The organism is Marivita sp. (assembly GCF_048006345.1).
Classification (GTDB): Bacteria; Pseudomonadota; Alphaproteobacteria; order Rhodobacterales; family Rhodobacteraceae; genus Marivita.
Genome location: NZ_CP180351.1, coordinates 2,819,874 through 2,846,210, shown reverse-complemented (window position 1 = coordinate 2,846,210; position 26,337 = coordinate 2,819,874). Strand labels below are relative to the sequence as shown.

Here is a 26,337-nt window from a genome sequence, read left to right as displayed (position 1 = left end):
CCCGACGTTTAATGTGCCATGAAAACCGGCACTTCGCTGGTTTCGAGCATATTGCGCGTTGCGCCACCAAGAATGGCCTCGCGGAACCGGGAATGCCCATAGGCACCCATCACGACCATGTCGGCATTGATGTCCATCACATGACGCCGCATCACATCGGATACCCGTGGCATGGTCTTGGACAACACGTCGATTTCCACCTTTACCCCGTGACGGGCAAGATATTGCGACACTTGCCCACCCGGATCGGACCGGGTCGGCCCGTGTTTTGGTGGGTCGATCACGACGATATGCACAGTGTGCGCGCTGCTCAGAAATGGCAGCGCACTGCGCACGGCCCGAAGCGCCTCGGCGCTTTCGTTCCAGCCAATCGCGATCTTGCCGGGTAACTTCAGTTCAAGACCGCCGTCAGGCAGCACGATCACTGGAGACTGCCCCTCGAACAGCGCACCTTCGACGACGGGTTCAAGTTCAATGCCCCGATCATCGCCATAGGGCCGTGGCACGATCGCCAGATCGGCAAATCGGGCATGAGAGGCGACAAACCGTGCGACATCGGCAAGTTGACACACCGCTTCGGTCACACCCCAGCGCAGCTCTGACAGACCCATCTGCTTTTTCGCAGCGGCTGCCAGTCCCGATGCATCTTCGCGCGCCTGGTTCAGAGTTTCCTGCAGGATGGCCGCGTTCATGCCGGCATAATAGTAGCCGGTTTGGGTGCGATCGACGCCAACACATAGAACATCAAGATGGGCGTCCAGCGCGCTGGCCATGGAAATGGCCTGCGAAAGTGTCTCGGTCAGATGGGCGTGATCGGTGACGACGGCCAGGATCGTTTTGAAAGACATGGTTGGCTCCCTTGGTTGATTTCCCACTGGAACCATCTTCGACCGAAGTCGCATGAGGCGCTTTGACACCCATCAAACAAGTCCCGCAATTCTATTGATGCAGATCAAGGATAGGTTTGGCCAAGTTTCGCATTAAGGGCCCAGTCTGAAAACCGCCCGCGCGGCAGCCGAATCGCGCAGGTAAGACGAAGGGACAAAAAATGTTGAACTATATCAAGCTAATCGCGCTTGGTTTGATCACGCTCTTTGCGATGATTGCAGCAAGTTATGCACGCGATTTGGCCTATCAGGTTCACGCCATTCTGATCATGGCGATATCTGCCGGGCTCTTCCTTTGGGTGCTGCGCAACACCGATGAACCGGTGCCAGCAGCCGTTCTTGAAACAAGCTATATGGACGGTGTGATCCGCTACGGCGTGATCGCAACGGCCTTTTGGGGCGTCGTCGGTTTCCTTGTGGGAACCTTCATCGCGTTCCAGTTGGCCTTTCCGGCGCTCAATTTCGATTGGGCCCAGGGCTATGCGAATTTCGGGCGTCTGCGCCCGCTGCACACCTCTGCGGTGATCTTCGCCTTTGGTGGCAACGCCCTGATCGCGACATCGTTCTATGTGGTGCAGCGCACCAGCGCCGCGCGCCTGTGGGGTGGGAACCTCGGCTGGTTCGTGTTCTGGGGCTATAACCTGTTCATCGTGCTGGCCGCGACCGGCTACTTGCTGGGGGCAACTCAGTCCAAGGAATACGCGGAACCCGAGTGGTATATCGATCTGTGGCTGACCATCGTTTGGCTGGCCTATCTGGCGGTTTTCCTCGGCACGATCATCAAGCGCAAAGAACCTCATATTTATGTAGCCAACTGGTTCTTCCTGTCCTTCATCGTCACGGTCGCGATGCTGCATGTGTTCAACAACCTGAGCATCCCGGTCTCGATCTTCGGCTCAAAGTCGGTTCAGGTTTTCGCAGGTGTGCAGGACGCGATGGTTCAGTGGTGGTATGGCCACAACGCCGTGGGCTTCTTCCTGACCGCAGGCTTCCTTGGCATGATGTATTACTTCATCCCCAAGCAGGCCGAACGTCCGGTCTTCAGCTACAAGTTGTCGATCATTCACTTCTGGGCGCTGATCTTCCTTTATATCTGGGCCGGTCCGCACCACCTGCATTACACCGCTCTGCCGGATTGGGCCTCGACCCTTGGCATGGTGTTCTCGATCGTGCTCTGGATGCCCAGCTGGGGCGGCATGATCAACGGTCTGATGACGCTGAGCGGCGCATGGGACAAGCTGCGCACCGACCCGGTGATCCGGATGATGGTGATCTCGCTTGGCTTCTACGGCATGTCGACCTTTGAAGGTCCGATGATGTCGATCCGCGCGGTCAATTCGCTGTCGCACTACACCGACTGGACCATTGGTCACGTCCACTCCGGCGCGCTTGGCTGGAACGGCATGATCACCTTCGGGGCTCTGTACTTCCTGGTGCCCAAGCTCTGGAACCGTCAGCGGCTCTATAGCCTGAGCATGGTCAGCTGGCACTTCTGGCTCGCCACCATCGGCATCATTCTCTACGCGGCCTCGATGTGGGTCACCGGGATCATGGAAGGCCTGATGTGGCGCGAAGTCGATGCAAACGGGTTCCTCGTGAACAGTTTTGCCGACACCGTGAGTGCGAAGTTCCCGATGTACGTCGTGCGTGCTCTGGGCGGTGTGATGTATCTCACTGGTGCCTTGATCATGTGCTACAACCTTTGGATGACTGTGAAGCGCAGCCCGGCAAAAGACGCCGCGGTTTCGCCCGCAGCCGTCCCGGCCGAATAAGGAGGCTTGGACAATGGGTATTCTTGACAAACACAAGATTATCGAAACCAACGCGACATTGTTGCTGGTTTTCAGCTTTCTGGTCGTGACCGTCGGCGGACTGGTGCAGATCGTGCCGCTCTTCTATCTCGAAAACACAATTGAAGAGGTCGAGGGTGTGCGCCCCTACACGCCTCTCGAACTGGCGGGTCGGAACGTCTATCTGCGCGAAGGCTGCTATGTGTGCCACAGCCAGATGATCCGTCCGATGCGCGACGAGGTCGAACGCTATGGCCACTACAGCCTTGCAGCCGAGTCGATGTACGACCACCCGTTCCAGTGGGGGTCCAAGCGGACCGGGCCTGACCTCGCCCGCGTCGGTGGCCGCTACTCGGACGACTGGCATGTCGATCACCTGCGGGATCCGCAGTCGGTTGTGCCGGAATCGGTGATGCCGAAATACGGCTTCCTCGAAGCGACACTGCTGGAAGGCGAACATATCGGCGACGTCATGGCGACCAACGCCTTTGTCGGTGTCCCGTACACCAGCGAGATGATCGAAGCGGCGCGCGAAGACTTCCGGGCGCAAGCCGATCCGGACAGCGATTTCGACGGTCTGCTCGAACGCTACGGCGAAGGCGTCAACGTGCGCAACTTTGACGGCCAGCCGGGCGTTTCCGAAGCAGATGCCTTGATCGCCTACCTGCAGGTTCTGGGCACAATGGTTGACTTCTCGACCTTCACCCCAGACGCAAGCCGCTAAGGAGGAATGACATGGAAACCTATTCGTTTCTCCGGGAATTCGCAGACAGCTGGATGCTGCTTGTCCTGTTCCTGTTCTTTGTCGGGGTGATCCTCTGGGCCATTCGCCCCGGCAGCAACAAAACACATCGCGACACAGCCAACATCCCGTTTCGCAATGAAGACAAACCCGCCGCATCCAAGGAGGCGAGGACATGAGTAAGAAAGACGACGATCTTGATTATGAAACCACCGGTCACGAGTGGGACGGGATCAAGGAATACAACAAACCCCTGCCGCGCTGGTGGCTGTGGACTTTCTACGCGACCATCGTCTGGGGTGTGCTCTACACCATCGCCTATCCCGCATGGCCGGGCATCAAGGAAGCCACACCCGGTATCCTTGGGTTCTCCACACGGGCGCAGGTGGCGGAAGAGATCGCGCGGTTCGAAGATGCCAATGCGGGGATCAACGCACAGCTTGCGTCGGTTGAACTGACCGAGATCGCGCAGGATGCCGACCTCAACCAGTACGCCCAGAACGCGGGAGCTGCGGTGTTCCGTACATGGTGCGCCCAGTGTCACGGCTCTGGCGCGGCCGGCGCCAAGGGGTATCCCAACCTGCTGGACGACGACTGGCTTTGGGGAGGGGATATCGAGGCAATCCACACCACGATCACGCACGGGATCCGCAACGAAGAAGACCCGGACGCCCGTTGGTCGCAGATGCCTGCATTTGGCGAAATGCTTGCCGAAGAAGAGATCAGCCAGGTGGTCAACTACGTGATGTCGCTCTCAGGTGAACCGAACGATGCCTCAATGGTCGCGGCTGGTGAGACGGTGTTCCTCGACAATTGCGCGGCCTGCCACATGGACGACGGAACAGGTGACCGCTTTCAAGGTGCGCCGAACCTGACGGACGCGATCTGGCTCTACGGTGGCGACTACGCGACCCTGACGGAGACAGTGACCTATTCGCGCTTTGGCGTGATGCCGCCTTGGACGGATCGCCTGAGTGAAGCCGAAATCCGTGCCGTGGCCTCCTATGTGCATGGCTTGGGTGGCGGCGAAGCCTCGGTCGAGTGACCTGATACCAGAATACCCTTTGGCCTTCGGGCCAGAGGGGAAAGCGCCGGTTCCTCTTTCTGTTCGCGCGTTTCGAGGCACCGGCGCTTTTGATTGGATCTGGCTATTGCCATCTGCGACCGCGCCACGGCCACCGCCTGGCGCGGTCATTGTTTGGCGGGTCCTGCCAAATCCGGGGCGGCAGGTAGATCACCGGGTCGATCATCTCCAGTCCTCCCAACGCTTGGGCTCGGGCTGGCCGCGCAGGTCTTCACGGTACCATGAATGCGGCGTGGCGTTAAGCCAGCTGGTCGGGGATACGCCGCTTGCGCGGAACAATGTTTTTGCAAATGTAGTGAACATGTCGGTCTCCTTTGATCGCTGTGGTTCTGCGCTCATACTTGCGTTTTGGTGCTGCAAATGCGACTCAGGGATAAATTCGAAATGTAAGGTGAGATTACATGGTTGATTGGTCCCGACTGCCCTCCCTGTCCGCGCTGCGGGCGTTTTGCGCATTTGTCCAGACGGGGTCCGTGACCGACGCCGGGGTGGCATTGAATGTCAGCCATGCGGCGATTTCCCAGCAATTGCGCAGTCTTGAGACCCATCTCGGCACGCCGCTCTTTGATCGGAAAAGTCGGGCATTGGAATTGACGGATGTTGGGCGCGATCTGGCCCGTGCCTTGGACGATGGGTTCGGGCGCATTGCGGCCGGGGTCGAAGCGCTGACAAATGCCGATGCGCAAAGACCGTTGAACGTGGGCTGCACGCCAACCTTTGCCAGCGCGTGGCTGATGCCGCGCCTTGGCAGTTTCCAGATGGAACATCCGGGGATCGACATGATCGTCACCCCAAGCCCGGTACTGACAGACCCGTCCCCGGGCGGCATCGACGTGGCGATCCGTTATGGTTCGGGCGGATGGGCAGGGCTTGAGAGTGAACGCCTGCTGGACTCACCGCTGGTGGTCATCGGTGCGCCATCGCTTTTCAAAGGCAAGCCGCCGACCGAGCCGCGGGATTTGATCGACTACCCTTGGCTGGAAGAGCTTGGGACAACCGAATCCTCTGCTTGGTTGACCCAGCATGGTCTGGCCCATGCCAAGGTCCTGTCGCGCACCCATGTGCCGGGCAACCTGATGCTCGACGGGGCGCGGAACGGACAGGGGGTGGCTGTCTCGACCCGAATCGCGGTGGCCGAGGACCTCGCTGCAGGACGCCTGATTGCCGTTTTCGAGGACCGGTTGGAGGCAGGATACAATCTGGTCACGAAACCTGGTGTCCAGCGTGCACCGCTGAAAGCGTTTCTGCGCTGGATCCGCAGGGAAGCGGCAAAAACCTGAATTAAAGATACAGTATTTGATGCAAGTCAAAGTCTGGCGCGGCGCACCCTGAGAAAAGTCGATCAAGCCAATCCGTCTTTGGGAGCCAATTCTCTCGTGTCTCAAGCAGAAAACCAAACGCCGCCGAACCTTTACGCTGCGCGCGAACCGATCTTTCCGAAGCGTGTGAAGGGGAACTTCCGCAGCTTCAAATGGATCATCATGATTTTCACGTTGGGCATTTACTATGTCACACCGTGGATTCGTTGGGACCGTGGGCCGCAACTGCCAGATCAGGCGGTTCTGATCGACCTTGCCAATCGGCGGTTCTTCTTCTTCTGGATCGAGATTTGGCCGCATGAGTTCTATTTCGTCGCGGGGTTGCTGATCATGGCGGGCCTGGGCCTGTTTCTGTTCACATCCGCTCTGGGCCGGGTCTGGTGTGGCTATGCCTGCCCGCAGACCGTGTGGACGGACCTCTTCATCCTTGTCGAACGCTGGATCGAAGGCGACCGCAACGCGCGTTTGCGCCTGCACCGTCAGGAAAAGATGGATTTCCGCAAAGCCCGTCTACGGCTGACAAAGTGGGTGTCGTGGTTCATCATCGGTCTCGCAACCGGCGGGGCGTGGGTGTTCTACTTTGCAGACGCGCCGACATTGCTACGCGATCTGGTGACAGGTCAGGCGCATCCTGTTGCTTACACCACGATGCTGATTCTGACCGCGACCACGTTCTTCTTTGGTGGCTTCGCGCGCGAACAGATCTGTATCTATGCCTGCCCATGGCCGCGCATTCAGGCAGCGATGATGGATGAGGATACCCTGACCATCGGCTACCGCGAATGGCGGGGTGAGCCGCGCGGCAAGCACCGCAAAGGCGATGGGGCCGAACAACTGGGCGACTGCATCGACTGCATGGCCTGCGTCAACGTCTGCCCGATGGGCATCGACATCCGCGACGGGCAACAGATGGAGTGCATCACCTGCGGCCTTTGCATCGATGCCTGCGACGACATCATGGAAAAGATCGGCAAGCCCCGTGGTCTGATCGACTATCTGGCGCTGTCGGACGAACCGCGCGAACGGGCCGGGGAAAAGCCGCGCACAGCGTGGTTCCACATCTTCCGCGTCCGCACGATGATGTACACCACGCTTTGGGCGCTTGTGGGCATCGGCCTTGTTTTCGCACTCTTCATCCGGCCCGAGATCGACATGACCGTGGCGCCGGTGCGGAACCCGACCTTTGTCACGCTGTCTGACGGGTCCATCCGCAACACCTACGACGTGCGCCTGCTCAACAAGCATGGTGAGGACCGTCCGTTCCGCATGTCTGTCGTCGGTCACCCAGCCCTGCGGGTGCAGCTTGAGGGCACGCCCTATGAAACGGTGGATGTTCCCGCCAACGAAACCTTCCTGCAACGCGTTTATGTCGTCGCCGCACCGGGGTCTGATCCGGCCGAGGACGAACGCACCGATATCCGGTTCTGGGTCGAAGACCTGACCAATGGCGACCGCGCCTATACCGACACGATCTTTAACGGGAGAAGCAACTGATGGCCAAGGAACGCAAACTTACCGGCTGGCATGCTCTGGCCATTTTTGGCGGCTGTTTTGCTGTCATCATTTCCGTCAATCTTGTTCTGGCCTATTCGGCGGTGAAGACCTTTCCCGGACTTGAGGTGAAGAACTCTTATGTCGCGTCGCAGGAATTCGACGTGCGGCGGGCCGAACAGGAGGCCTTGGGATGGAATGTCTATGCCGAGGCAAAGGGCGGTTTACTAATTCTGAGCATCAAGGACGACCAAGGAAAGCCCGTGCAGGCCGGAAGTCTGGATGCCGTTCTCGGTCGGGCGACCCATGTGCAGGATGACCGTACACCAGATTTCGCATTTGACGGACGGGCCTATGTCGCGCGCGAAACGCTTGCGCCGGGTAACTGGAACATCCGCATGAAGGCCACGTCGCTGGATGGCGTTCCCTTCGAACAGCGCGTTGTCCTTCACGTCGAAAGCTGAGCCATGACCCTCGCAATGCGCCCTCCCGCCTCGGCCTGTCCCGCTTGTTCTGCGGCACCCGCAGCCGAGGCATTGGCAGAAGCGGCTTTGCCGAAGGATGTAAACATCGTCCTGTCCCTGCCGTCGATCCACTGCGCGGCCTGCATCTCGGGCGTTGAGCGCATCCTCGCAGCGACCGAGGGCGTAAAAGGCGCGCGTGTGAACCTGACGCTGAAGCGGGCGCAGATCGAGGCGGCATCCGACGTTACAGCGGATGACCTGATCGGTGTGTTGGAGCGTGCGGGATACGAAGCGCACGAGTTGGACACCACCGCCTTGCGCGCGACGGACACGGACAAGGCTGGGCGCGATCTGCTGATGCGCCTTGCCGTATCCTTCTTTGCAGCGATGAACATCATGCTCTTGTCCATTGCCGTGTGGTCGGGCGCCGATGGTCCGACGCGGGACATGTTCCACTGGATTTCCGCCGCCATCGCTTTGCCGACCATCGCATTTTCCGCGCAGCCGTTCTTCAAGCATGCCTGGACGGCCTTGCGGGCCGGGCGGCTCAACATGGATGTACCGATCTCGCTGGCGATTGCGCTGGCGGTGGCCACGTCGCTTTGGGAAACCTCCCTGTCCGGCGAACACGCCTATTTCGATGCCGCGATCACGCTGACCTTTTTCCTGCTGGCAGGGCGGTATCTGGATCACCGCACGCGCGCGGCTGCCCGTTCGGCTGCGGAGGAATTGGCCGCGCTGGAAGTGCCGCGCGTCTGGCGTGTGACGGATGCAGGTGAAGAACAGATCGCCATGTCCGAACTGATCGTAGGCGAGCTGATCCGCGTGCGTCCCGGTGGACGGATGCCCGTGGATGGAGAGATTCTCGAAGGTCAGTCGGAACTGGATCGATCCCTGCTGACCGGCGAAACCCGCCCCATCTATGCCGGTGTGGGTTCGATAGTAAGTGCGGGAGAGGTCAACCTGACCGGCCCTCTGACCATCCGCGCCAGCGCCGTGGGCCGCGACACCTCGCTGCATCGCATGGCCGATCTTGTCGCCATCGCCGAATCCGGGCGGTCGCGGTATACCTCGCTCGCCGACAAGGCGGCCAAGTTATACGCGCCGGGGGTTCATATCCTGTCGGCGCTCGCGTTCCTGGGTTGGTATTTCTACACCTTTGATCTGCGCACCGCGCTCAATATCGCGGCGGCGGTTCTGATCATCACCTGCCCCTGTGCCTTGGGGCTGGCGGTGCCTGCTGTGACCACGGCGGCGTCTGGCCGTCTGTTCCGCAAGGGATTGCTGATCAAGGACGCGACCGCGTTGGAACGCATGGCGCAGGTGGACACCGTGGTGTTCGACAAGACCGGGACCCTGACCGCAGGCACACCCGAAGTGGTGAACCTTGGCGATCACTCGCGCCGCGATCTTGGGATCACGCTGGCACTGGCAGACGGGTCGTCGCATCCGCTGTCGCAATCCTTGGCCAAGGCGATCCGCGATGCGGGTGTTGCTGCTGCAAAAGTCACCAATCTCTCCGAGGTTCCGGGCCATGGCACCGAAGGCACATGGATGGGTCAGACCGTGCGTCTGGGCCGGGCTGCTTGGGTCGGCGGGGGCGAAAGCGCAGAGACCTGCGCGTGGCTGCGCGTTGGCGATACGGTTGCCGATCCCTTCCGTTTTGCTGACCAAATCCGCGATGGGGCCGAGGCGCTTGTGACCAAGCTGCAAGACGACGGGTACGAGGTGATCCTGATGTCCGGCGACACCACACCGGCAGTCGAAGCTTTTGCCGCGCGTCTTGGGATCGCCAAATGGGTGGCCGAGGCACTGCCGCAAGACAAGGCCGCACGTATTGCCCAGCTGAGTGACAGCGGCAAACATGTTCTTATGGTTGGCGATGGTTTGAACGACACTGCAGCCCTTGCCGGCGCTCATGCGTCAATCTCTCCGGCCACAGCGCTGGATGCGGCGCGCGTGGCGTCAGACGTGGTGCTGCTTGGTAAATCGCTAGAGCCGATTGCCGATGCCCTGTCCACCTCGCGGGTGGCCATCAAACGCATCCGCCAGAACTTCACCATTGCGACGTGGTACAACATCATTGCTGTGCCGCTGGCGGTGGCCGGTCTGTGTTCGCCTCTGATCGCCGCGTTGGCGATGTCCACCTCTTCGATTACGGTGTCTTTGAACGCCCTGCGCCTCAAGTAACCCGGAGCATTCCATGAACGTTCTTGCCTATCTGATCCCCGTATCGCTGATCCTTGGCGGCATCGGGCTTGTGGCGTTTGTGTTCACGGTCCGGTCAAGGCAATACGAAGACCCGGAAGGGGCGGCGCAGCGGATATTGTCAGACGATTACGACGATCATCCCAAAACCTGATCCGCTGAGAGTCAGCTTGGCCCGATCATGAAGCAGGTGACCTGCCGTGCCTGAAGGCGGCGGCACGCAAGGTCCGCCGCATCGCGTGTCAGACCCATGAAGTTCGCATCAAAGCCACGTGCCCCGTTCACCACTTTGCGCAGCGATCCGTCCAACGTCGCCATTTCGGCCAGGGCTGTTGTGAGCAGCGCCTTCTCGGCAGCATGACGGCTTGAGAAGCGCCCGACATTGATGCCCCAATGCCGGCCGCCGGAGGTCGAAATCCGGGTCACCACTTCGGCTTCGCGCTTTACGACTGGCTGTGCGGGTGCGGCCTGCGGCGTCTTTGCAGACGCCAGAACCAATGTGCGCGGTCGCACGACCGGTTTGACCGACGCGCTGGGCGCGGTTTTCTGTTCCGCGATCACAGCTTCGACGGCGGCGTTCGAGGCTGGGGCCGCGATCGCCACTTGCGCCGAAGTTGCTGCGATTTCGCGCACTTCGGCGGTCTGCACCTCTTCGAGGACTGACTGGATGTCTTGCTTGAGTTCGGCCACCAGTGCATCCGGCAAGACCGGTTCCGCCACGGGACGCGCGGTGGGGCGGAGGCTTGTCTTGACGGCGGCTGCCACCACGCGGATCGATTTGGCGCGCGTGTTCGTCGACGGTGTCTGGCTGCTTGCAATAACGGTTTCCGCGGGTGCGGACGTGTCCGGGCCAAGGTATGGCGGCTTGCGTGGGGTCCGCAGCGCCATGCGGCTGGGTGCCTTGTTGAATCCCAGATCCATCAGCTTTGCCACCTGCGCATTGCGCGACGCGGTGGAATTGCCGCCGAACACGGTCACGATGATCCGTTCGCTGCCGCGTTCGGCAGAGGCGACAAGGTTGAAACCGGCTGCGCGGGTATAGCCTGTCTTGATCCCGTCGGCCCCTTGATAGGAATCGAGAAACCGACGGTTGGTGTTGGACACGGCCTTGACGCCCGCATCGGTGCTGCGGCGCTGGAAGAGGTTGTAGTACTGCGGGTAGTCATACAGCAAATGGCGTCCAAGGATCGTCATGTCCCGCGCGCTCGACAGATGGCCGTTTTCCGTCAGGCCATGTGCGTTCTTGAAGGTGGTTCGGCTCATCCCCAGCGCCTTGGCCGTGCGGTTCATACGGCGGGCAAAGGCCGCTTCAGAGCCTGAGATTGCTTCTGCAAGCGCGGTTGCCGCATCGTTGGCGGATTTGATCGCCGCCGCGCGGACGAGGTAGCGCAGCTGAATCGTGGACCCTGCGCGCAAGCCAAGTTTCGATGGCGGTTCGGCCGCAGCTTTTTGGGAAATGCGAACGGCCGTGTCCATGCTGATCTCGCCGTTCTGAACGGCTTCGAACACGATATAGAGCGTCATCATCTTGGTCAGAGAAGCCGGATGCAGGCGCGTGTCCGCGTTTTCCGAATGGATCACTTCGCCGTTCCGGGCATCCATCACCATAGCGGCATAGGGCGCGGCCATGGCGCTCATCGGCAGCAGGACTGCCAACCAAAGTGCGGTGATAAAATACAGGCCAATTCGGCCCGGCTTCATGCGCCGTCCCGTCACGATATCTGCCTTCTCTGCCTCAAGCCGCCGGATTTTTCCGGTCAGCATTATTATTGACACAAGGGTACCACACGAGAGGAAGGCGATAAAGGCCTTATTTTTATATCTTTTTTCCCAATTTCGTGATGTACGGGCGCAAGATGTTGGGGGCTGCGCTTATCTGCTTACTAGGTCAGCCATTGTGGCAAGAATGTGGCGAAGCCGATCAGCCGATATCCGCCACCAAAGGCGGCAAATCACCCAGATCGGCAATCTCGCGGTAACGCGCGCTCTGCGGTGGATCCGCCTTTTCGAGATCCCATTCAAGGTCATGTGGAACGAACACGCCCCAGCTTCCTGCGGCAACGGCAGGCACCACGTCGGACTTCATGGAATTGCCGACCATCATCGCGGCCTCGACCCCGCCTGCATGCCGACCGAAGACGGTGTGATAGGTCGAAACCGATTTTTCCGACACGATGGCCACGTCTTGAAAGAGGTCGCCCAACCCGGATTGCGCCAGCTTGCGTTCCTGATGCAGCAGGTCACCCTTGGTGATCAGAACTAGCCGATGCGTCTGCGCCAAAGTTTCCACAGTGGCGCGGACATGCGGCAGCAATTCGATGGGATGGGCCAGCATATCCTGCCCCGCATCTAGGATATTGCGGATCACATGGCCCGGAACAGCGCCGTCGGTCACGTCGATGGCGGTTTCGATCATCAACAGAACAAAGCCTTTCACGCCGAACCCATAGTGGCCGATATTGCGGCGTTCGGCTGCGATCAGACGGTCATGCAGCAGGGATTTGTCCGTATAATCAGACAGTAACTCTTCGAAACGGTCCTGCGTGAGTTTGAAAAACCGCTCGTTGTGCCACAGCGTGTCGTCGGCATCGAACCCGATTGTTTGCAGCTTTCGCATCATGGCAGGGCTCACGCCTCTTTTCTCGCAGACACGACACGTTATATAGAGCCATCTAGGATATGGAACCCGAGGTCCTGACCCAAGCATGAGACAGCTGTCGGCCAACATTCTGTCGTCCCGCCCCAAGGCAGGACCACCGTCGAACGATGACAACGATACGGGTGTCGTCGTTGAAACGCGTGCAAAGACGAAACGACCGCCGCTCTACAAGGTGATGCTCCTGAACGACGACTACACCCCGATGGAATTCGTGGTGCATGTTCTGGAACGGTTCTTCGGCATGACGCATGCGCGGGCGTTCGAGATCATGTTGACCGTTCACAAAAAGGGTGTGGCAGTTGTCGGTGTGTTCAGCCACGAGATCGCGGAAACCAAGGTGGGGCAGGTGATGGATTTCGCCCGTCGCCATCAGCACCCGCTGCAATGCACCATGGAAAAGGAATAGCCGGGGCGCTGTCCCGGGTCTCCGATGACGTTAGCAAGATTAGACCATGCGCGCGAGACAGGCGCACTGACCCTGTCCGAAGGAACGCGGCTTGCTCTGCTTGAACCTGCGCCTGACGCGGATCTTGGAACGCTGTCCGGCTTCGACATCGTCATTCAGCAGAATTTCAAACCCGCCTACGACCTGTTCGAAGCGATGGGCTATCCAGTCACGACCTATGCCACCGGGCCTGCCGATGCGGTGCTTGTCACGCTGCCACGCAGCCGCGATCTGGCGCGTGGATTGCTGGCGCAGGCCGAAGCGATTACACCCGGCGGAATGGTGATCGTCGATGGTGCCAAGACCGATGGCGTCGACGCGATGCTGAAATTCGCGCGGGAGAGAGTGTCTGTCGCGGGCCAGATCTCCAAGGCGCATGGCAAGGTTTTCTGGTTCACCGCAAGCCACGCGTTTCAGGACTGCGCGCTTCCTGACCCTGCGCCTGTACCCTCCGGCTGGATCACGCAACCCGGCGTTTTTTCGGCGGATGGTCCCGATGCCGGATCAGAGGCGCTGATCGAGGCCCTGCCAAAGTCGCTCAAGGGGCGTGGTGCGGATCTTGGCGGGGGATGGGGTTACCTGACGCGGCACCTTCTGGAATTGCCGGGTGTCACCCATGTCGATCTGGTCGAGGCGGACCGGCGTGCTTTGACCTGTGCCGAGAAGAACATAATCGACGACCGGGTCAGTTTTCATTGGGCCGACGCCACGAAATGGGGTGTTGCGGGCAGTCTGGATTGGGTGGTGATGAATCCGCCGTTCCACACAAGCCGAACGCCTGATGCATCTCTTGGGCAGGACTTCATCCGTTCTGCCGCGCGTTTGCTGCGACCGAAAGGAACGCTGGTTCTCGTCGCAAACCGGCACTTGCCATACGAAACAACGCTCGCGACCTGCTTCGCACAGACGCAGGAACTGGACGGGGACAGCCGGTTCAAGGTACTTCAGGCAGACCAACCGCGCACCCCCGACAAACCCGGTCGCACAAAACGGCGCTGAGGGAGAGCCAGAATGTCATTCTCTATCGAAGGCAAGACCGCCATCGTTACCGGAGCCGCCAACGGGGTCGGCCTCGCGATTGCACGCCATTTCGTCGATCAGGGCGCCAATGTCATGTTTGCCGACATGGACGAGGCGCGCCTGTCCCACGAATGCGGCGAAATCGTCGAAGAAGAGGGTAACATCCGCTACTTTGCTGGCGACCTTCGCGAACGTCTGACACTGGCCAACCTGCTGTCCGCGACACTCGATGCGTTCGACCGTGTCGATATCCTTGTGAATGGCAGCCGACAGGTCCTGCCCTCCGACCCGCTCGACCTGGATGACACCACGCTTGAAGCGTTGATGTTGCAGAACGTCACCAACACGTTCCGCCTGTCGCAGATGGTGGCCAAGCGCATGATCAAGCAGGCCGCCGACAAGCAAGACGGTCAGGCCGGTGCTATCGTCAACCTGTCCTCTATCGCAGCGCGGCGGACACAGCCGGAACTTCTCGGGTTTTCCGTCTCCATGGCGGCTCTTGATCAATTGACCCGGTCTTTGGCTGTGTCTTTGGCAGACCACCGCATCCGCGTGAATTCGGTTGCGCTGGGATCGGTGATGTCGGCCAGCCTTGCGCAGGCACTCAAGGATCATGACGAGTACCGCAAGGAAATCGAAAGCAATACACCTCTGTCCCGGATTGCCAGCCCGGCTGAACTGGCACAGGCGGTGCAATTTCTTGCCTCTGAAAGCTCTGGCTTCATCACAGGTCAGATCATGACGATTGATGGCGGGCGTACGTTGATCGACCCGGTCAGCGCCCCGGCACACTGACCGTTTTCGCCTCAAACTCAAGCCTTTGGAGTGGCTTGTGATTCCCGTGATGCGTTGTAGTGTCCTGTCAGAACTATAGGACAGTGACATGACGGAAAACTTTGACACCGAAAAAGCCCGCGCTTCTGCGTGGTTCCGCGAATTGCGCGATCAGATCGTTGCGGCCTTCGAAGGTCTTGAGGACAGCCACGACACCGGACCGATGAGCGATGCCGCTCCGGGGCGGTTCGAGGTGACTGAAACCAAACGCCATTCCGACGATGGATCGGACGCCGGCGGCGGTTTGATGAGCGTCATGCGCGGCGGTCGGGTGTTCGAAAAGATCGGCGTCAATGTCTCGACCGTCTATGGCACTCTGGGCGAACGGGCGCAGCACGCAATGGCCGCGCGCAAGGGTATTCCCGGCATGAAGGACGATCCGCGCTTCTGGGCGTCTGGGATCAGCCTTGTCGCGCATATGCAGAACCCGCATTGCCCCGCTGTGCATATGAACACCCGCATGTTCTGGACACCGCATGCCTGGTGGTTCGGCGGCGGGTCCGACCTTAACCCCTGCATCGAGTATGCCGAGGACACCCAGCATTTCCACGACACCCAGAAACAGCACCTCGATCCGCATGGCGGCGAGTACTATCCCAAGCTCAAGGAATGGGCTGACGAGTATTTCTACGTGCCACACCGGGGACGGGCGCGGGGCGTCGGTGGCATTTTCATGGATGATCACAACACCGGCGACTGGGAAACCGATTTCAGTCTGACGCAGGATATCGGACGGGCGTTTCTCCCGGCCTATGTGCCGCTGGTCGAAAAACGCCGTGTGCAGGACTGGTCAGACACGGACAAGGACGCACAACTGGTGCATCGCGGGCTCTATGCTGAATACAACCTTGTCTATGACCGTGGGACCAAGTTTGGGCTTGAAACCGGGCATGACGCCAACGCCGTTCTGATGAGCCTGCCGCCCCTCGCCAAGTGGGTTTAAATTATTTTTTTTTGTGTCGATGAGTGGGCTTGATACAGCTTGGCCGCATACGCATCTGCTAGGGGCCGGTCGCCGCGTCGCCGGATGGTCCGGCGCGCCAAGCCCCCGGCGTCCCGGTAGTATGGACGCCAACAATGTCTCTTTTCGACATCGATCTCACCACCCGTGCCAAGGCACGGGCCTCCATCATCATTGCCGCATCGCAAGAAGCGATCTGGGCGCGGATCGCGGATCCTGAAACTTGGCCGAACTGGAACAGCGGCGTCGAATGGGTCGGCGCGGTTGGGCGCCTGACAGTCGGCACCAAATTCGAATGGCGCGCCGGAGGGATGACCATCCGTAGCACCGTTCAGGCGTTGGAGGCGCCAAACTTCATCGGCTGGACGGGTACGACAACGGTGATTTCTGCCCGGCATGTCTGGCACTTGAGCGCCGATGGGGCGAACACGCGGGTCGACACTGCGGAATCGTTTCGAGGAGCTTACGCGACGCTTCTGCCAGGCCATGCAAGGCGAACAATTCAAAGTGCGCTGGAGCAGGGGCTAGCTGACCTGAAGGCCGAATGTGAGGGTCGCCGTCCCCGCCGGGCTGCCTGAAAGACGCCCGGGCCTAGGCATCGCGCCATGTCCCCGGCGCGATGCCGTCCAGTGACCATTCGCCAACCGACCACCGCACCAGTCGCAAGCAAGGCAGGCCGACATGCGCCGTCATCCGGCGCACTTGCCGGTTGCGTCCTTCGGTGATGGTCAGGCGCAGCCACGCATCCGGAACCGTCTTGCGGTAGCGCACGGGAGGATCGCGCTCCCACAGGTCCGGGGGCGCGATCTGCTCGACTTGCGCCGGTCGGGTTGGGCCATCCTTGAGAACAACGCCTGCGCGCAACTGCTCAAGCTGGTCCTCGGTCGGTGTTCCTTCGACCTGCGCGAGGTAGGTCTTGGGTGACCGGAACTTGGGGTTACTGATCTTCGCCTGCAATTTTCCGTTGTCGGTCAGCACCATAAGCCCTTCGCTGTCCCGGTCCAGTCGCCCTGCCGGATAGACGCCCGGTACGGTGATGAACTCTGACAAGGTGCGCCGCGCCGTGCCTTCGGTGCCTTTGTCGGTGAATTGCGACAGAACATCGAAGGGTTTGTTGAACAGGATGATACGGGTCATACGCCGGTCCCCCGTTTGGCGGCAAAGAAATCGACCAGCAATTGCTCGGCCTCCGACGCGCTCACACCGTCATAGATCTCGGGCATGTGATGGCATTGCGGATGCGAAAACACCCGCGCGCCATGGGCAACGCCACCGGACTTGGCATCCTGCGCGCCATAGTACAGTCGCCGGATGCGGGCGTTCGCGATGGCACCGGCACACATCGGGCAAGGCTCCAACGTCACGTAAAGATCGTGGTCGGTCAGACGTTCGACACCCAAGAGCGCACAGGCATCACGGATCGCCAGCATCTCGGCATGGGCGGTGGGGTCATTCAATTCGCGCGTGCGGTTGCCAGCCGCAGCCACCACCGTGCCATCGGCCGCCACGACAACGGCACCCACAGGCACTTCCCCCCGCGCGGCGGCCTCGCGCGCCTGATCCAGCGCCAGCGACATATTTGATCGGAACACCATCCGCCTGTCATAGACCGCGCATTCACCTTTCCCAAGGGGTGGAATTGGACTAAGCCGCTTGCCATGACACAGAACACGCCCCCCGGTGATCGCATCGCCAAAGTCATTGCCCGCGCCGGTTTGGCCAGCCGCCGCGAAGCCGAGCAGCTGATCCTGGAGGGGCGCGTCTCCGTCAATGGCAAAGTGATCAACAGCCCTGCGCTGAACGTTACTGCGTCGGACAAGGTCGTGGTCAACGGCAAGGTGGTAGGCACCCCGGACGAGCCGCGCCTGTGGCTCTATCACAAGCCGGTGGGTCTTGTGACGACAACCAAGGACGAACAGGGCCGCCCGACGATCTTTGACAAGCTGCCCGAGGACATGCCCCGCGTAATGAGCGTTGGACGGTTGGACCTCAATTCCGAAGGCTTGCTGCTGCTGACCAACGATGGCGGCATCAAGCGCAAGCTGGAACTGCCTTCAACGGGGTGGCTCCGCAAATACCGCGTCCGGATCAAGGGAACGCCCAGCGACGAAACACTCGAACCCTTGCGCAAGGGCATGGTCATCGACGGCGAGCGGTTTCAGCCGATGATCGTGACGCTTGATCGACAGCAGGGCGCAAATGCCTGGCTGACCGTCGCGCTGCGCGAAGGCAAGAACCGCGAGATTCGCCGCGCCATGGCGGACCTTGGCCTGACGGTAAATCGCCTGATCCGGGTGTCCTATGGTCCTTTCCAATTGGGGCAACTGAAACCGGGTGCCGTTGAAGAACTGCGCCGCAAGGTGGTCAGAGATCAACTCGGACTTGAGATGCCGACCGAGGCGAAGCCAGCCAAGTCCGCGAAACCAAAGGCAAACGCGGTTCGGCGCAAGCCGCGCCCGGCAGGGCCCCGAAAGACTCCCTGATCTTTCCCTTTTAACGCCCATATTCCGCCCGGATTGCTGTCGACAAAGGCGGCATGTTGATCACCTTCATCACCTCTGCTGTGCTTGTGACGTCTGTGCTGCTGGTTCTGTCGAACCTTGGCACGGTTGCCGATGACACATCCAAGGCGCTCCGCGGTGCGGTGCAACAAATCCGCACGCATGGCGCGATGGCATCCTGGGTGGCGTTCGCAATCCTCTGGCTGACCATCTTCGCTCTGGGGCTCCTCTGATGACGCTCCAGTTCAAGAACCTGTTGAATGACGACCGCAGCGCCTCGCTTGGCAAGGCTGCCCCGGCCGAAGACGTGCCGGTGGGCTTCATGGTGTTGGCGACCTGTCCGCTGATTCTCTGGTTGCTGGATGGAACAGTTGCCGGCTTCGCCTCGGCCATCCTCATCATTTCGTTGTTTGGAGTTGGTCTGCTGTTTCTGTCCATCGGGCAGAAGGCGCACATCGCTTATGATTCCTGCGAAATCGCCGCGCGCCCGAGGATTCCTTTCAAGCTGATCGGCAGCACGATCGTCGCTTTGGTTGTCGGCCTTTTGGCGACCACCAAGATTGATCTGCCCGCGATTCCCCTCGTGATCGGCATCTCGATCTTCATTCTGTGTCTCATCGCGTTTGGCCTTGATCCGATGCGCGACAAAGGCATGGACAATCCGGCAATGAAGCATCGGATCATCAACACGCAGCTCTACCAGAATTTCGATGATCGCTGCGAAGACCTGCTTCTGTCACTGGCGCGGCTTGAAGATGACGATCTTTTCGAGCGCACGCGCATTGCCGTAAACACCATTATGGGGCTCTTGGGCACCATTGATGTCGCTACACCGACGCTGCAACGGATCGCGCCCTCGGTGAACAAATTGCTCGACAAGATGCAGCTTGAGGTCGCGACGTTGCTTGCGGCGCCGGAAGGCAAAGTGACTCCGTTCCAGCGCCGCAAATTTCTGATCAAGATCCAGACACTTGTCGATACGTTCGAGACACGCGCGCGCCAGCGAGGGATCGGTCAGGGGCGCGACAATTTCGAGCTTCAGACCGATCTTCTGTTCAACCGGATGCACCGTTACCAAGCAGCATGAGCAGAACTGTGCCGACTTCCCCCTAGTAAGCCATTGGCACATCCCCTAAGTTTCTAAAGACACTTGGGAAAGGGGATCTCATGTCCGGTGCCGGCCTGCAAAAAGTCAGCTACGCCTTGTTGCTTGTCGTGTTGTTTGGGGTGACCAGCGGCTGGCTTGGGGGGCTGTAACCATGGCCCAACGCTTTGGCGGCAAGTACAGCCCGGACGGGGCAACGCAGCAATCGTCGAAAGGTGGCCCGTCGAACGCGTTCAAAGGGGCAACCGTTGATCCTGTCGGTGCGCGATCCAACGTCCTGTTTATTCCACCTATCGTTCTTGCCTTCACCTCGATCAACGAAGGTGCGATTGGCATGGGGCTCGGGCTTGTCGGCGCAGGGGTACTGCTGCTGGGCGCGTGGCTGTTGCGGGGCGGTCTGACCGCCGAGGCAGCGTATAATGCCCGCAAGGTGGCGCGACGTCCGGCCTTTCCGCGCAAGATCGCTGCTGCCGTGCTGACGGGTATCGGCGTCGGTATTGCGGCTTTCGCCAATGAACCCGGGTTGATTGCGCCGATCATCTACGGAGCGGCAGCCGCCGCGCTGCATCTGGGCGCATTCGGGATCGACCCGATGCGGGACAAGGGGATGGAAGGGATCGACACTTTCCAGCAGGATCGCGTAGCGCGTGCCGTCGATGAAGCCGAGGCCCATCTTGCGGCAATGCGGGACGCCATCAAGCGCTCTGGTGATCGCAGCATGATCGCGCGTGTTGAACGGTTCGAGACGACGGCAAAGGACCTGTTCCGAACGGTTGAGGAAGACCCAAGGGATCTCACATCGGCCCGCAAGTATCTCAGCGTGTACCTGATGGGCGCACGCGACGCGACGATCAAGTTTGCGGATGTCTATGCCCGGACACAGGACGCGCAGGCACGCACCGATTACGAAGCCTTGCTGGACGATCTGGAACAGAATTTCTCCGCGCGCACGCGCAAGATGCTGCTGGATGACCGCTCTGACCTCACGGTCGAGATCGACGTTCTTCGGGACCGCTTGCAGCGCGAAGGTGTCCGAATTGATCGGGACGTGAAATAGAATAGAAATGTTTTGTAAAGGGAACCTCGATGTCTGAAACAACCCGCGCCAAAGCCCAGGACACATTGGCCCTGGTCGAAGAAGTGAACGCCGTGATTCTGCCTGAACCCAAAGCCGTGGACGCCATTGTCCCGCTGGCACAAGCCGACCCGGTTCTGAGCGACGAAATCCGCTCGCGCATGGCCGAGATCGACATGACGGATACCCAGTCCATCGTGTCCTTCGGTTCGAACGCACAGGCGGAATTGCAGGAGATCTCGCAGGCCATGCTGGCCGATGTCCGCAACAAGGATGTTGGTCCGGCAGGCGACAGCCTGCGCGGCATCGTCAGTACAATCCGCGGGTTTTCGGTTTCCGAACTCGACGTGCGCCGCGAACGGTCGTGGTGGGAAAAGCTGTTGGGTCGCGCTGCGCCCTTTGCCAAGTTCACTGCCCAGTTCGAAAAGGTGCAGGCCCAGATCGACAAGATCACCGACGATCTTCTCAAGCACGAGCACACGCTGCTCAAGGACATCAAGTCGCTTGATCTGCTCTATGACAAGACGCTGCAATTCTACGATGAACTGGCGCTTTACATCGCGGCGGGTGAGGAAAAGCTGAAAGACCTCGACACCACGGACATCCCTGCCAAAGAAGCCGAAGTGCAGGCCGCACCCGAAAACGATCAGGTGATGAAGGCGCAGGAACTGCGCGACCTGCGCGCTGCGCGTGATGATCTGGAACGCCGTGTGCATGACCTCAAGCTGACGCGCCAGGTCACGATGCAATCGCTGCCGTCGATCCGACTGGTGCAGGAAAACGACAAGTCGCTGGTCACCAAGATCAACTCAACGCTCGTCAACACCGTGCCGCTTTGGGAAACCCAATTGGCGCAGGCGGTCACCATCCAGCGCTCTGCCGAAGCGGCCGCTGCGGTGCGCGATGCCAATGATCTGACCAACGAATTGCTGACCTCCAACGCCAAGAACCTGCGCGATAGCAACAAGCTGATCCGTGAAGAGATGGAACGCGGCGTGTTCGACATCGAGGCGGTGAAACAGGCCAATGCCGACCTGATCGGCACCATTCAGGAAAGCCTGCAGATCGCGGATGAAGGCAAGGCCAAACGCGCCGCCGCCGAAGCCGAGCTCAAGAAGATGGAAGCGGAATTGCGGGATACATTGGCTTCAGCCAAGGCGCGCAAGGACGGAATCGGCTCGAACACAGCCGCGTCCATGCCGGATCAGTAACCACGTGAAGCGGCGTTGGTCTCATATTTTGTGGTCCTGCGCCGCCCTCGCGGCCCTGTCTGCCTGCGATCCGTTCAGCACGGCTCCCGTGCGGACGGACACCAAGCCGCAGGCACGGCCCCAAACTCAGGTTGCCGTTGCGCCGCCTGAGGTCAAAACACCTTCGCCACAGGCGCAGGAACTGCGCCGCTACTATGCCCGCGTTCAGGAAGACCTGCTTGCCCAAGGGTTGCTGCGTGTCGACGGTGGCGGTGTGGATACGCCCTATACCGACCAGATGCTGGCACGGAATTTCGAACGTATCGCCCTGGCCGAGGAATACACCCGCGGCGCCGGTCTGCAGCCCTCAAGCGGTGCTCTTGGTGAGATCAAGAAATGGACTGTGCCAGTGCGTGTCGGCGTGACCTTCGGTAACAGCCTGTCCGCCCAAGATCAGGTCAAGGACCGTGAGATCCTCGGCAGCTACACCCGGCGCCTTGCCCGCGTTACGGGTCATCCGATTTCGCTCGTGTCATCTCAGCCCAATTTCCATGTTCTGGTGATGGGAGAGGACGACAAGGCGCAACTTCGCGACACGCTTGACCGCATCGCGCCGGGGATGGAGGCGTCAAGTCGGGCGATCTTCCTGAATCTCCCGCGCTCGATCCATTGCCTCGTCGTGGCGTTTGCCGACAGCAATGCCAGCAGCGCCTACCGTCAGGCAGTGGCTCTGGTGCGGACAGAACACCCCGAACTCACCCGCCGCGCCTGCTTCCACGAAGAACTGGCCCAAGGTCTTGGCCTTGCCAATGACGACCAGAACGCACGCCCGTCGATCTTTAACGATGACGAGGAATTTGCGCTTCTGACCAGCCATGACGAACTGCTTTTGAAGATCCTTTATGACCCCCGCCTGCAACCCGGCATGTCCGCTGACGAGGCCCGACCCATCGTGTGGAGCCTTGCACAAGAGCTTGTCGAAGGCGGCCCAAGCTGACTGAACGGAGACCCCAGATGCCGATTTTCGATTTCCTGAGTGGCCAATTCATCGATGTCATCCATTGGACGGATGACACGCGCGACACGATGGTCTGGCGGTTCGAACGCGAGGGCCACGAGATCAAATATGGTGCCAAGCTGACTGTGCGCGAAGGGCAGGCGGCGGTGTTTGTGCATGAAGGCCAACTGGCCGATGTGTTCACGCCCGGGCTTTACATGCTCGAAACCAACAACATGCCGATCCTGACCTCGTTGCAGCATTGGGATCACGGCTTCCGCTCTCCCTTCAAATCCGAGGTCTATTTCGTCAACACCACCCGGTTCCAAGACCTAAAATGGGGCACGAAGAACCCGATCATCTGCCGCGATCCCGAATTCGGGCCGGTGCGGTTGCGGGCGTTCGGCACCTACTCAGTGAGGGTCACCGATCCCGCACGGTTCCTGAGCGAAATCGTCGGCACCGACGGCGAATTCACCATGGACGAGATCAGCTTCCAGATCCGCAACATCATCGTTCAGGAGTTTTCGCGCACCATCGCCCGGTCTGCGATTCCTGTGCTCGACATGGCGGCAAACACGCGCGAGCTGGGCAAGCTGCTGGGCAAGGAAATCGCGCCCATGCTGGCGGAATACGGTCTTGAACTGCCGGAGCTGTATATTGAGAACATCTCGCTGCCGCCTGCGGTGGAAGAGGTGCTCGACAAGCGGTCGTCGATGGGGGTCATCGGCAACCTGAACCAGTACATGCAATTTCAGGCCGCCGAAGCGCTGGGCAAGGATGGGGCTGGCGCTGCCGCCATTCAGGCGGGTCTGGGTGCCGGGCTGGGTATGCAGATCGGGCAGGCCGCAGCACAGGCAGGTCCCTGGGGCGCTGCACCCCAGGTGCAAAGCGCCGCTGTTCCACCGGCACACCAGATGCCCCCGCCGCCGCCGGTGGAGCATGTCTGGCACGTGGCCGAGAATGGCGAAACCAAGGGGCCGTTTTCCAAGGCTGCCATGGGCCGGATGGCCAGCGACGGTGCGTTGACCCGCGACAGCTATGTCTGGACTGCGGGTCAGGACGGCTGGAAAAAGGCCGAAGATGTGATGGAACTGGCCCAGCTTTTCACCGTTTTGCCGCCGCCCCCGCCCGGAGCATGACCAGATGCGAGATGGGCACGTGCTTTGTTGTGCCCCTCAACGTCTCATCATCACCAACATGGGTGAACGCGGTTCATGATGACGTCCCACACCGGCTTATCGGCTTGCCGACAGTTTCCACTTTGCGACAGCACTTTTGAGCGCGCTCGACGCTTCGCTGAATTCGTCATCCAGAAGGGCAAGTGCCGCGTCCTTTTTGCCTTGCGCAATCATCTGCGCCACCCGGCCCGCGCTTTTGTGAAACGCGGCATGCAAGTCGATCGTCTCGCGGGCTTCGGGCTGTGCCCGCATGTCGGCGGGAAGGCTGTCCAACCAGCGGCCAAAGTCGCAGGCATGGCAATCGCCAGCAGCGCCCGTGATGTCGGACCTTTCGCCTTTCATTGCGGCCATCCGCAAACGAAGTTTCCACGCGCCATGTGCTCCGATCGCGTCGCTCAGCTGCGTGTAGAGGTTTGCGTTGTTCATGAAGTATCCTTGTCTTTAGTTGTACAACCTGAGAACGACCCCCTCCGCCTTGGATTTAGACACTGGGACAATTTGGCATGACGGACCCCCAGCATCGCTTCCCTTGTGACAATTGCGGTGCGGACCTTCGGTTCGACCCGGACAGCGGGAAGATGCTCTGCGATCATTGCGGGGCTACAAATGACATCGCGGGGTCTGGTCCCTGGACCGGGGGCAGCATTCGCGAGATCGACTTCCAGACCGCCATCGCAGATCGGCTGCCGATGCAGGAACTGGAAGAGACCCGCGTTTCGAAATGCCCGAACTGCGCTGCAATGGTGGAATTCGACCCCGGTGTGCACGCTGCCGAATGTCCGTTCTGCGCAACCCCGGTGGTGACCGACACAGGACCCAACCGACATATCAAACCAAAAGGTCTTTTGCCCTTTGCCCTGGATGAGAAAGACGCCCGCAAGGCCATGACCGACTGGCTCGGAAGGCTTTGGTTTGCGCCCAATGGTTTACAGGACTACGCGCGCAAAGGGCGCAAGATGACCGGGATTTACGTGCCTTACTGGACGTTCGATGCGGACACCAAGTCGTCCTATCGCGGCGAACACGGCACGGTCTACTACGAGGCGCGCCAGGTCGTTCGGAACGGAAAGACTGAAACCGTGCGTGTTGCCAAAGTGCGCTGGCGTCCCGCCTCGGGACACGTGGCGCGGTTCTTTGACGATGTGCTGGTGCTCGCATCGCGATCACTGCCGAAGAAATACACCGATGCGTTGGAGCCTTGGGACCTGTCGGCCTTGGAACCCTACCAGCCGGAATTCCTCGCCGGGTTCCGCGCCGAGGCCTACAGCGTCGAACTGGACGAGGGCTATCAAGAGGCGCGGTCCTACATGGACAGCATCATCATGCGTGATGTCAAATTTGACATCGGCGGAGACCGCCAGCGCGTGCACAACATCGACACGCGCATTTCCGATGTGACATTCAAGCACGTCCTCCTGCCGGTCTGGCTGGCTGCTTACAAGTACCGGGGCAAGAGCTATCGCTTCGTGGTCAACGGGCGCACGGGTGCGGTGCAGGGCGAACGGCCCTGGTCTGCGTGGAAGATCGCATTTGCGGTAATCCTTGGGCTTATCGTCGCCGCTGCATTCGGCTACGTCGCTGCGATGAACCAATAAGGGTCAGATCAGCATCCCGCCATCTGTGTCGTCACCAGCTTCTTCGAGAAGCAGGGTCATGTCAGGCACCGTGATGTGACGCTTGCCCTCAAGCTGGATGATCCCATCCTTCTTGAGCGCCGACACCTGACGCGACACTGTCTCAAGCGTCAGGCCCAGGTAATCCGCCATGGCTTCGCGGGTCAGTGGCAGGTCGAAGGTGACAGGGCCATCAAGCCCACCCATGTTCAGCGTCGCATCGCGCCGGGCGATGATCGACAGCAGTGAGGCGATCTTTTCGCGCGCCGTTTTCCGGCCCAGCACCAGCATCCATTCGCGCGCAGCGTCAAGCTCGTCCAACGTCATCTGCAAGAGGCGCTGCGCGATATGCGGAGTCCGCTCCATCAGGTCTTCAAAGGGCGCTTTGCGGAAACAGCACATCACCATGTCAGTGGTCGCCACAACGTCATAGGCAGCAGTCGATCGGCCCGGGCGACCGACAAAATCGCTGGGCAGCAAAAGACCGACCATCTGCGTCCGACCGTCTTCCATCGTTTGGGTCAGTGTTGCGATTCCCGACACGACCGAGCCCACAAAATCCATCCGATCCCCAGACCAGATCACCGTCTGGCCCGCTTCGTAACGGCGGTAGTATTTTATGTTTTCCAGACGCTCGAGTTCGTCCGTCTCGCAACGGGCACAGACGGCGCGATGGCGGATCGGGCAATCGCCGCAATCCTGAGTGACGGAGAGGCTGTCTTCTTTCAACATGGGTCCGTTCTTGATCTGCATCAAAGTTGATTGGGTGTA

The 26,337-nt window shown here is 60.1% G+C and carries 30 protein-coding genes; 22 read left to right on the top strand and 8 right to left on the bottom strand.

Annotation, left to right across the window (positions count from 1 at the left end; all coding sequences use genetic code 11):
- Positions 1-8 precede the first annotated feature (8 nt).
- The gene (locus ACMVPR_RS13950) at positions 9-848 is read right to left on the bottom strand and encodes a universal stress protein (protein WP_300588669.1); all 840 of its coding nucleotides are present in this window, start codon (positions 846-848) and stop codon (positions 9-11) included.
- A 200-nt stretch (positions 849-1,048) separates the two neighbouring features.
- On the opposite strand from ACMVPR_RS13950, the gene ccoN reads away from it, so the two are divergent.
- The 4 genes from ccoN to ccoP are packed head-to-tail and all read left to right on the top strand — an operon-like array spanning position 1,049 to position 4,464.
- Positions 1,049-2,659, top strand: a complete 1,611-nt coding sequence (gene ccoN / locus ACMVPR_RS13945; RefSeq protein ID WP_416883370.1) for a cytochrome-c oxidase, cbb3-type subunit I — start codon at positions 1,049-1,051, stop codon at positions 2,657-2,659.
- 13 nt (positions 2,660-2,672) lie between these two features.
- Positions 2,673-3,401: a cytochrome-c oxidase, cbb3-type subunit II gene (ccoO, locus tag ACMVPR_RS13940; RefSeq protein WP_416883369.1), complete on the top strand. Its 729-nt coding sequence runs from the start codon at positions 2,673-2,675 to the stop codon at positions 3,399-3,401.
- Between the two features lie 11 nt (positions 3,402-3,412).
- A complete protein-coding gene (locus tag ACMVPR_RS13935; RefSeq protein WP_292264233.1) occupies positions 3,413-3,598 on the top strand; it encodes a cbb3-type cytochrome c oxidase subunit 3 in 186 nt (61 codons plus the stop codon).
- Positions 3,595-4,464, top strand: coding sequence for a cytochrome-c oxidase, cbb3-type subunit III (gene ccoP, locus ACMVPR_RS13930; RefSeq protein ID WP_416883368.1), 870 nt, complete (start codon positions 3,595-3,597; stop codon positions 4,462-4,464). The genes ACMVPR_RS13935 and ccoP overlap by 4 nt, the downstream gene beginning before the upstream one ends.
- A 201-nt stretch (positions 4,465-4,665) precedes the next feature.
- Here ccoP and ACMVPR_RS13925 read toward each other — a convergent pair whose 3' ends face one another.
- Positions 4,666-4,806 carry a hypothetical protein gene (locus tag ACMVPR_RS13925; protein WP_416883367.1) on the bottom strand — a complete coding sequence of 47 codons (141 nt, stop codon included), beginning with the start codon at positions 4,804-4,806 and terminating at the stop codon, positions 4,666-4,668.
- A gap of 98 nt (positions 4,807-4,904) precedes the next feature.
- On the opposite strand from ACMVPR_RS13925, the gene ACMVPR_RS13920 reads away from it, so the two are divergent.
- From ACMVPR_RS13920 to ccoS, 5 genes are all read left to right on the top strand, one after another.
- On the top strand, positions 4,905-5,783 hold the full coding sequence (locus ACMVPR_RS13920; RefSeq protein WP_416883366.1) for a LysR family transcriptional regulator: 879 nt from the start codon (positions 4,905-4,907) through the stop codon (positions 5,781-5,783).
- Between the two features lie 96 nt (positions 5,784-5,879).
- A complete protein-coding gene (gene ccoG, locus ACMVPR_RS13915; RefSeq protein WP_416883365.1) occupies positions 5,880-7,316 on the top strand; it encodes a cytochrome c oxidase accessory protein CcoG in 1,437 nt (478 codons plus the stop codon).
- Positions 7,316-7,777, top strand: a complete 462-nt coding sequence (locus ACMVPR_RS13910; protein WP_300588657.1) for a FixH family protein — start codon at positions 7,316-7,318, stop codon at positions 7,775-7,777. Before ccoG ends, ACMVPR_RS13910 begins: the two co-directional genes overlap by 1 nt.
- 3 nt (positions 7,778-7,780) lie before the next feature.
- Positions 7,781-9,967: a heavy metal translocating P-type ATPase gene (locus ACMVPR_RS13905; RefSeq protein WP_416883364.1), complete on the top strand. Its 2,187-nt coding sequence runs from the start codon at positions 7,781-7,783 to the stop codon at positions 9,965-9,967.
- A 13-nt stretch (positions 9,968-9,980) separates the two neighbouring features.
- Positions 9,981-10,139 carry a cbb3-type cytochrome oxidase assembly protein CcoS gene (gene ccoS / locus ACMVPR_RS13900; RefSeq protein ID WP_300588653.1) on the top strand — a complete coding sequence of 53 codons (159 nt, stop codon included), beginning with the start codon at positions 9,981-9,983 and terminating at the stop codon, positions 10,137-10,139.
- A gap of 11 nt (positions 10,140-10,150) precedes the next feature.
- Here the strand turns inward: ccoS and ACMVPR_RS13895 are convergent, their stop codons facing one another.
- A complete protein-coding gene (locus tag ACMVPR_RS13895; RefSeq protein WP_416883363.1) occupies positions 10,151-11,749 on the bottom strand; it encodes a serine hydrolase in 1,599 nt (532 codons plus the stop codon).
- A gap of 157 nt (positions 11,750-11,906) precedes the next feature.
- Positions 11,907-12,605: an HAD family hydrolase gene (locus tag ACMVPR_RS13890; protein ID WP_416883362.1), complete on the bottom strand. Its 699-nt coding sequence runs from the start codon at positions 12,603-12,605 to the stop codon at positions 11,907-11,909.
- Between the two features lie 85 nt (positions 12,606-12,690).
- Here ACMVPR_RS13890 and clpS point away from each other — a divergent pair, with 85 nt between their 5' ends.
- From clpS to ACMVPR_RS13865, 5 genes are all read left to right on the top strand, one after another.
- Positions 12,691-13,050 carry an ATP-dependent Clp protease adapter ClpS gene (gene clpS / locus ACMVPR_RS13885; RefSeq protein ID WP_416883361.1) on the top strand — a complete coding sequence of 120 codons (360 nt, stop codon included), beginning with the start codon at positions 12,691-12,693 and terminating at the stop codon, positions 13,048-13,050.
- Between the two features lie 24 nt (positions 13,051-13,074).
- On the top strand, positions 13,075-14,088 hold the full coding sequence (locus tag ACMVPR_RS13880) for a class I SAM-dependent methyltransferase (protein ID WP_416883360.1): 1,014 nt from the start codon (positions 13,075-13,077) through the stop codon (positions 14,086-14,088).
- 12 nt (positions 14,089-14,100) lie between these two features.
- Positions 14,101-14,904 carry an SDR family NAD(P)-dependent oxidoreductase gene (locus ACMVPR_RS13875; protein WP_300588646.1) on the top strand — a complete coding sequence of 268 codons (804 nt, stop codon included), beginning with the start codon at positions 14,101-14,103 and terminating at the stop codon, positions 14,902-14,904.
- Between the two features lie 88 nt (positions 14,905-14,992).
- The gene (hemF, locus tag ACMVPR_RS13870) at positions 14,993-15,886 is read left to right on the top strand and encodes an oxygen-dependent coproporphyrinogen oxidase (protein WP_300588644.1); all 894 of its coding nucleotides are present in this window, start codon (positions 14,993-14,995) and stop codon (positions 15,884-15,886) included.
- Between the two features lie 134 nt (positions 15,887-16,020).
- On the top strand, positions 16,021-16,482 hold the full coding sequence (locus tag ACMVPR_RS13865; RefSeq protein ID WP_416883359.1) for an SRPBCC family protein: 462 nt from the start codon (positions 16,021-16,023) through the stop codon (positions 16,480-16,482).
- Positions 16,483-16,495: 13 nt separating this feature from the next.
- On the opposite strand, the gene ACMVPR_RS13860 is transcribed toward ACMVPR_RS13865, so the two are convergent.
- Positions 16,496-17,041 carry a pseudouridine synthase gene (locus tag ACMVPR_RS13860; RefSeq protein ID WP_300588640.1) on the bottom strand — a complete coding sequence of 182 codons (546 nt, stop codon included), beginning with the start codon at positions 17,039-17,041 and terminating at the stop codon, positions 16,496-16,498.
- Positions 17,038-17,499 (bottom strand): nucleoside deaminase, encoded by a 462-nt coding sequence (locus ACMVPR_RS13855; RefSeq protein WP_416883358.1) that lies wholly within the window; start codon positions 17,497-17,499, stop codon positions 17,038-17,040. Before ACMVPR_RS13855 ends, ACMVPR_RS13860 begins: the two co-directional genes overlap by 4 nt.
- A gap of 63 nt (positions 17,500-17,562) precedes the next feature.
- Between ACMVPR_RS13855 and ACMVPR_RS13850 the strand changes: the two genes are divergently transcribed.
- From ACMVPR_RS13850 to ACMVPR_RS13820, 7 genes are all read left to right on the top strand, one after another.
- A complete protein-coding gene (locus tag ACMVPR_RS13850) occupies positions 17,563-18,387 on the top strand; it encodes a pseudouridine synthase (RefSeq protein ID WP_300588636.1) in 825 nt (274 codons plus the stop codon).
- A 53-nt stretch (positions 18,388-18,440) separates the two neighbouring features.
- Positions 18,441-18,638, top strand: coding sequence for a hypothetical protein (locus ACMVPR_RS13845; RefSeq protein ID WP_300588634.1), 198 nt, complete (start codon positions 18,441-18,443; stop codon positions 18,636-18,638).
- Positions 18,638-19,492, top strand: a complete 855-nt coding sequence (locus ACMVPR_RS13840) for a hypothetical protein (protein WP_300588632.1) — start codon at positions 18,638-18,640, stop codon at positions 19,490-19,492. The genes ACMVPR_RS13845 and ACMVPR_RS13840 overlap by 1 nt, the downstream gene beginning before the upstream one ends.
- A 172-nt stretch (positions 19,493-19,664) precedes the next feature.
- The gene (locus ACMVPR_RS13835; protein WP_416883357.1) at positions 19,665-20,567 is read left to right on the top strand and encodes a 5-bromo-4-chloroindolyl phosphate hydrolysis family protein; all 903 of its coding nucleotides are present in this window, start codon (positions 19,665-19,667) and stop codon (positions 20,565-20,567) included.
- A 29-nt stretch (positions 20,568-20,596) separates the two neighbouring features.
- Positions 20,597-21,796, top strand: a complete 1,200-nt coding sequence (locus ACMVPR_RS13830) for a toxic anion resistance protein (RefSeq protein WP_300588628.1) — start codon at positions 20,597-20,599, stop codon at positions 21,794-21,796.
- A gap of 4 nt (positions 21,797-21,800) precedes the next feature.
- Entirely contained in the window at positions 21,801-22,772 is a 972-nt protein-coding gene (locus ACMVPR_RS13825; protein ID WP_416883356.1) for a DUF2927 domain-containing protein, read from the top strand.
- A 17-nt stretch (positions 22,773-22,789) separates the two neighbouring features.
- On the top strand, positions 22,790-23,914 hold the full coding sequence (locus tag ACMVPR_RS13820) for an SPFH domain-containing protein (RefSeq protein ID WP_416883355.1): 1,125 nt from the start codon (positions 22,790-22,792) through the stop codon (positions 23,912-23,914).
- A 96-nt stretch (positions 23,915-24,010) separates the two neighbouring features.
- Here the strand turns inward: ACMVPR_RS13820 and ACMVPR_RS13815 are convergent, their stop codons facing one another.
- The gene (locus ACMVPR_RS13815) at positions 24,011-24,379 is read right to left on the bottom strand and encodes a CZB domain-containing protein (protein WP_416883354.1); all 369 of its coding nucleotides are present in this window, start codon (positions 24,377-24,379) and stop codon (positions 24,011-24,013) included.
- Between the two features lie 77 nt (positions 24,380-24,456).
- On the opposite strand from ACMVPR_RS13815, the gene ACMVPR_RS13810 reads away from it, so the two are divergent.
- Positions 24,457-25,548, top strand: a complete 1,092-nt coding sequence (locus ACMVPR_RS13810; RefSeq protein WP_416883353.1) for a primosomal protein N' (replication factor Y) - superfamily II helicase — start codon at positions 24,457-24,459, stop codon at positions 25,546-25,548.
- A gap of 3 nt (positions 25,549-25,551) precedes the next feature.
- Here the strand turns inward: ACMVPR_RS13810 and fnrL are convergent, their stop codons facing one another.
- Positions 25,552-26,298, bottom strand: coding sequence for a transcriptional regulator FnrL (gene fnrL / locus ACMVPR_RS13805; protein WP_416883352.1), 747 nt, complete (start codon positions 26,296-26,298; stop codon positions 25,552-25,554).
- Between the last annotated feature and the right edge of the window lie 39 nt (positions 26,299-26,337).

Excerpts from the sequence above, each read along its gene's own strand:
- ACMVPR_RS13950 (WP_300588669.1), bottom strand. The coding sequence starts at position 848 with ATGTCTTTCAAAACGATCCTGGCCGTCGTCACCGATCACGCCCATCTG.
- ACMVPR_RS13810 (WP_416883353.1), top strand. The coding sequence starts at position 24,457 with ATGACGGACCCCCAGCATCGCTTCCCTTGTGACAATTGCGGTGCGGAC.
- ACMVPR_RS13920 (WP_416883366.1), top strand. The coding sequence starts at position 4,905 with ATGGTTGATTGGTCCCGACTGCCCTCCCTGTCCGCGCTGCGGGCGTTT.
- ACMVPR_RS13875 (WP_300588646.1), top strand. The coding sequence starts at position 14,101 with ATGTCATTCTCTATCGAAGGCAAGACCGCCATCGTTACCGGAGCCGCC.
- ACMVPR_RS13925 (WP_416883367.1), bottom strand. The coding sequence starts at position 4,806 with ATGTTCACTACATTTGCAAAAACATTGTTCCGCGCAAGCGGCGTATCC.
- ACMVPR_RS13835 (WP_416883357.1), top strand. The coding sequence starts at position 19,665 with ATGGCCCAACGCTTTGGCGGCAAGTACAGCCCGGACGGGGCAACGCAG.
- ACMVPR_RS13910 (WP_300588657.1), top strand. The coding sequence starts at position 7,316 with ATGGCCAAGGAACGCAAACTTACCGGCTGGCATGCTCTGGCCATTTTT.
- ACMVPR_RS13905 (WP_416883364.1), top strand. The coding sequence starts at position 7,781 with ATGACCCTCGCAATGCGCCCTCCCGCCTCGGCCTGTCCCGCTTGTTCT.
- ACMVPR_RS13815 (WP_416883354.1), bottom strand. The coding sequence starts at position 24,379 with ATGAACAACGCAAACCTCTACACGCAGCTGAGCGACGCGATCGGAGCA.
- ccoP (WP_416883368.1), top strand. The coding sequence starts at position 3,595 with ATGAGTAAGAAAGACGACGATCTTGATTATGAAACCACCGGTCACGAG.
- ACMVPR_RS13890 (WP_416883362.1), bottom strand. The coding sequence starts at position 12,605 with ATGATGCGAAAGCTGCAAACAATCGGGTTCGATGCCGACGACACGCTG.
- ccoO (WP_416883369.1), top strand. The coding sequence starts at position 2,673 with ATGGGTATTCTTGACAAACACAAGATTATCGAAACCAACGCGACATTG.
- ACMVPR_RS13845 (WP_300588634.1), top strand. The coding sequence starts at position 18,441 with ATGTTGATCACCTTCATCACCTCTGCTGTGCTTGTGACGTCTGTGCTG.
- ccoN (WP_416883370.1), top strand. The coding sequence starts at position 1,049 with ATGTTGAACTATATCAAGCTAATCGCGCTTGGTTTGATCACGCTCTTT.
- ACMVPR_RS13850 (WP_300588636.1), top strand. The coding sequence starts at position 17,563 with ATGACACAGAACACGCCCCCCGGTGATCGCATCGCCAAAGTCATTGCC.
- ACMVPR_RS13860 (WP_300588640.1), bottom strand. The coding sequence starts at position 17,041 with ATGACCCGTATCATCCTGTTCAACAAACCCTTCGATGTTCTGTCGCAA.
- ACMVPR_RS13880 (WP_416883360.1), top strand. The coding sequence starts at position 13,075 with ATGACGTTAGCAAGATTAGACCATGCGCGCGAGACAGGCGCACTGACC.
- hemF (WP_300588644.1), top strand. The coding sequence starts at position 14,993 with ATGACGGAAAACTTTGACACCGAAAAAGCCCGCGCTTCTGCGTGGTTC.
- ccoS (WP_300588653.1), top strand. The coding sequence starts at position 9,981 with ATGAACGTTCTTGCCTATCTGATCCCCGTATCGCTGATCCTTGGCGGC.
- ACMVPR_RS13830 (WP_300588628.1), top strand. The coding sequence starts at position 20,597 with ATGTCTGAAACAACCCGCGCCAAAGCCCAGGACACATTGGCCCTGGTC.
- fnrL (WP_416883352.1), bottom strand. The coding sequence starts at position 26,298 with ATGTTGAAAGAAGACAGCCTCTCCGTCACTCAGGATTGCGGCGATTGC.
- ACMVPR_RS13865 (WP_416883359.1), top strand. The coding sequence starts at position 16,021 with ATGTCTCTTTTCGACATCGATCTCACCACCCGTGCCAAGGCACGGGCC.
- ACMVPR_RS13840 (WP_300588632.1), top strand. The coding sequence starts at position 18,638 with ATGACGCTCCAGTTCAAGAACCTGTTGAATGACGACCGCAGCGCCTCG.
- ACMVPR_RS13855 (WP_416883358.1), bottom strand. The coding sequence starts at position 17,499 with ATGGTGTTCCGATCAAATATGTCGCTGGCGCTGGATCAGGCGCGCGAG.
- ACMVPR_RS13935 (WP_292264233.1), top strand. The coding sequence starts at position 3,413 with ATGGAAACCTATTCGTTTCTCCGGGAATTCGCAGACAGCTGGATGCTG.
- clpS (WP_416883361.1), top strand. The coding sequence starts at position 12,691 with ATGAGACAGCTGTCGGCCAACATTCTGTCGTCCCGCCCCAAGGCAGGA.
- ACMVPR_RS13895 (WP_416883363.1), bottom strand. The coding sequence starts at position 11,749 with ATGCTGACCGGAAAAATCCGGCGGCTTGAGGCAGAGAAGGCAGATATC.
- ACMVPR_RS13820 (WP_416883355.1), top strand. The coding sequence starts at position 22,790 with ATGCCGATTTTCGATTTCCTGAGTGGCCAATTCATCGATGTCATCCAT.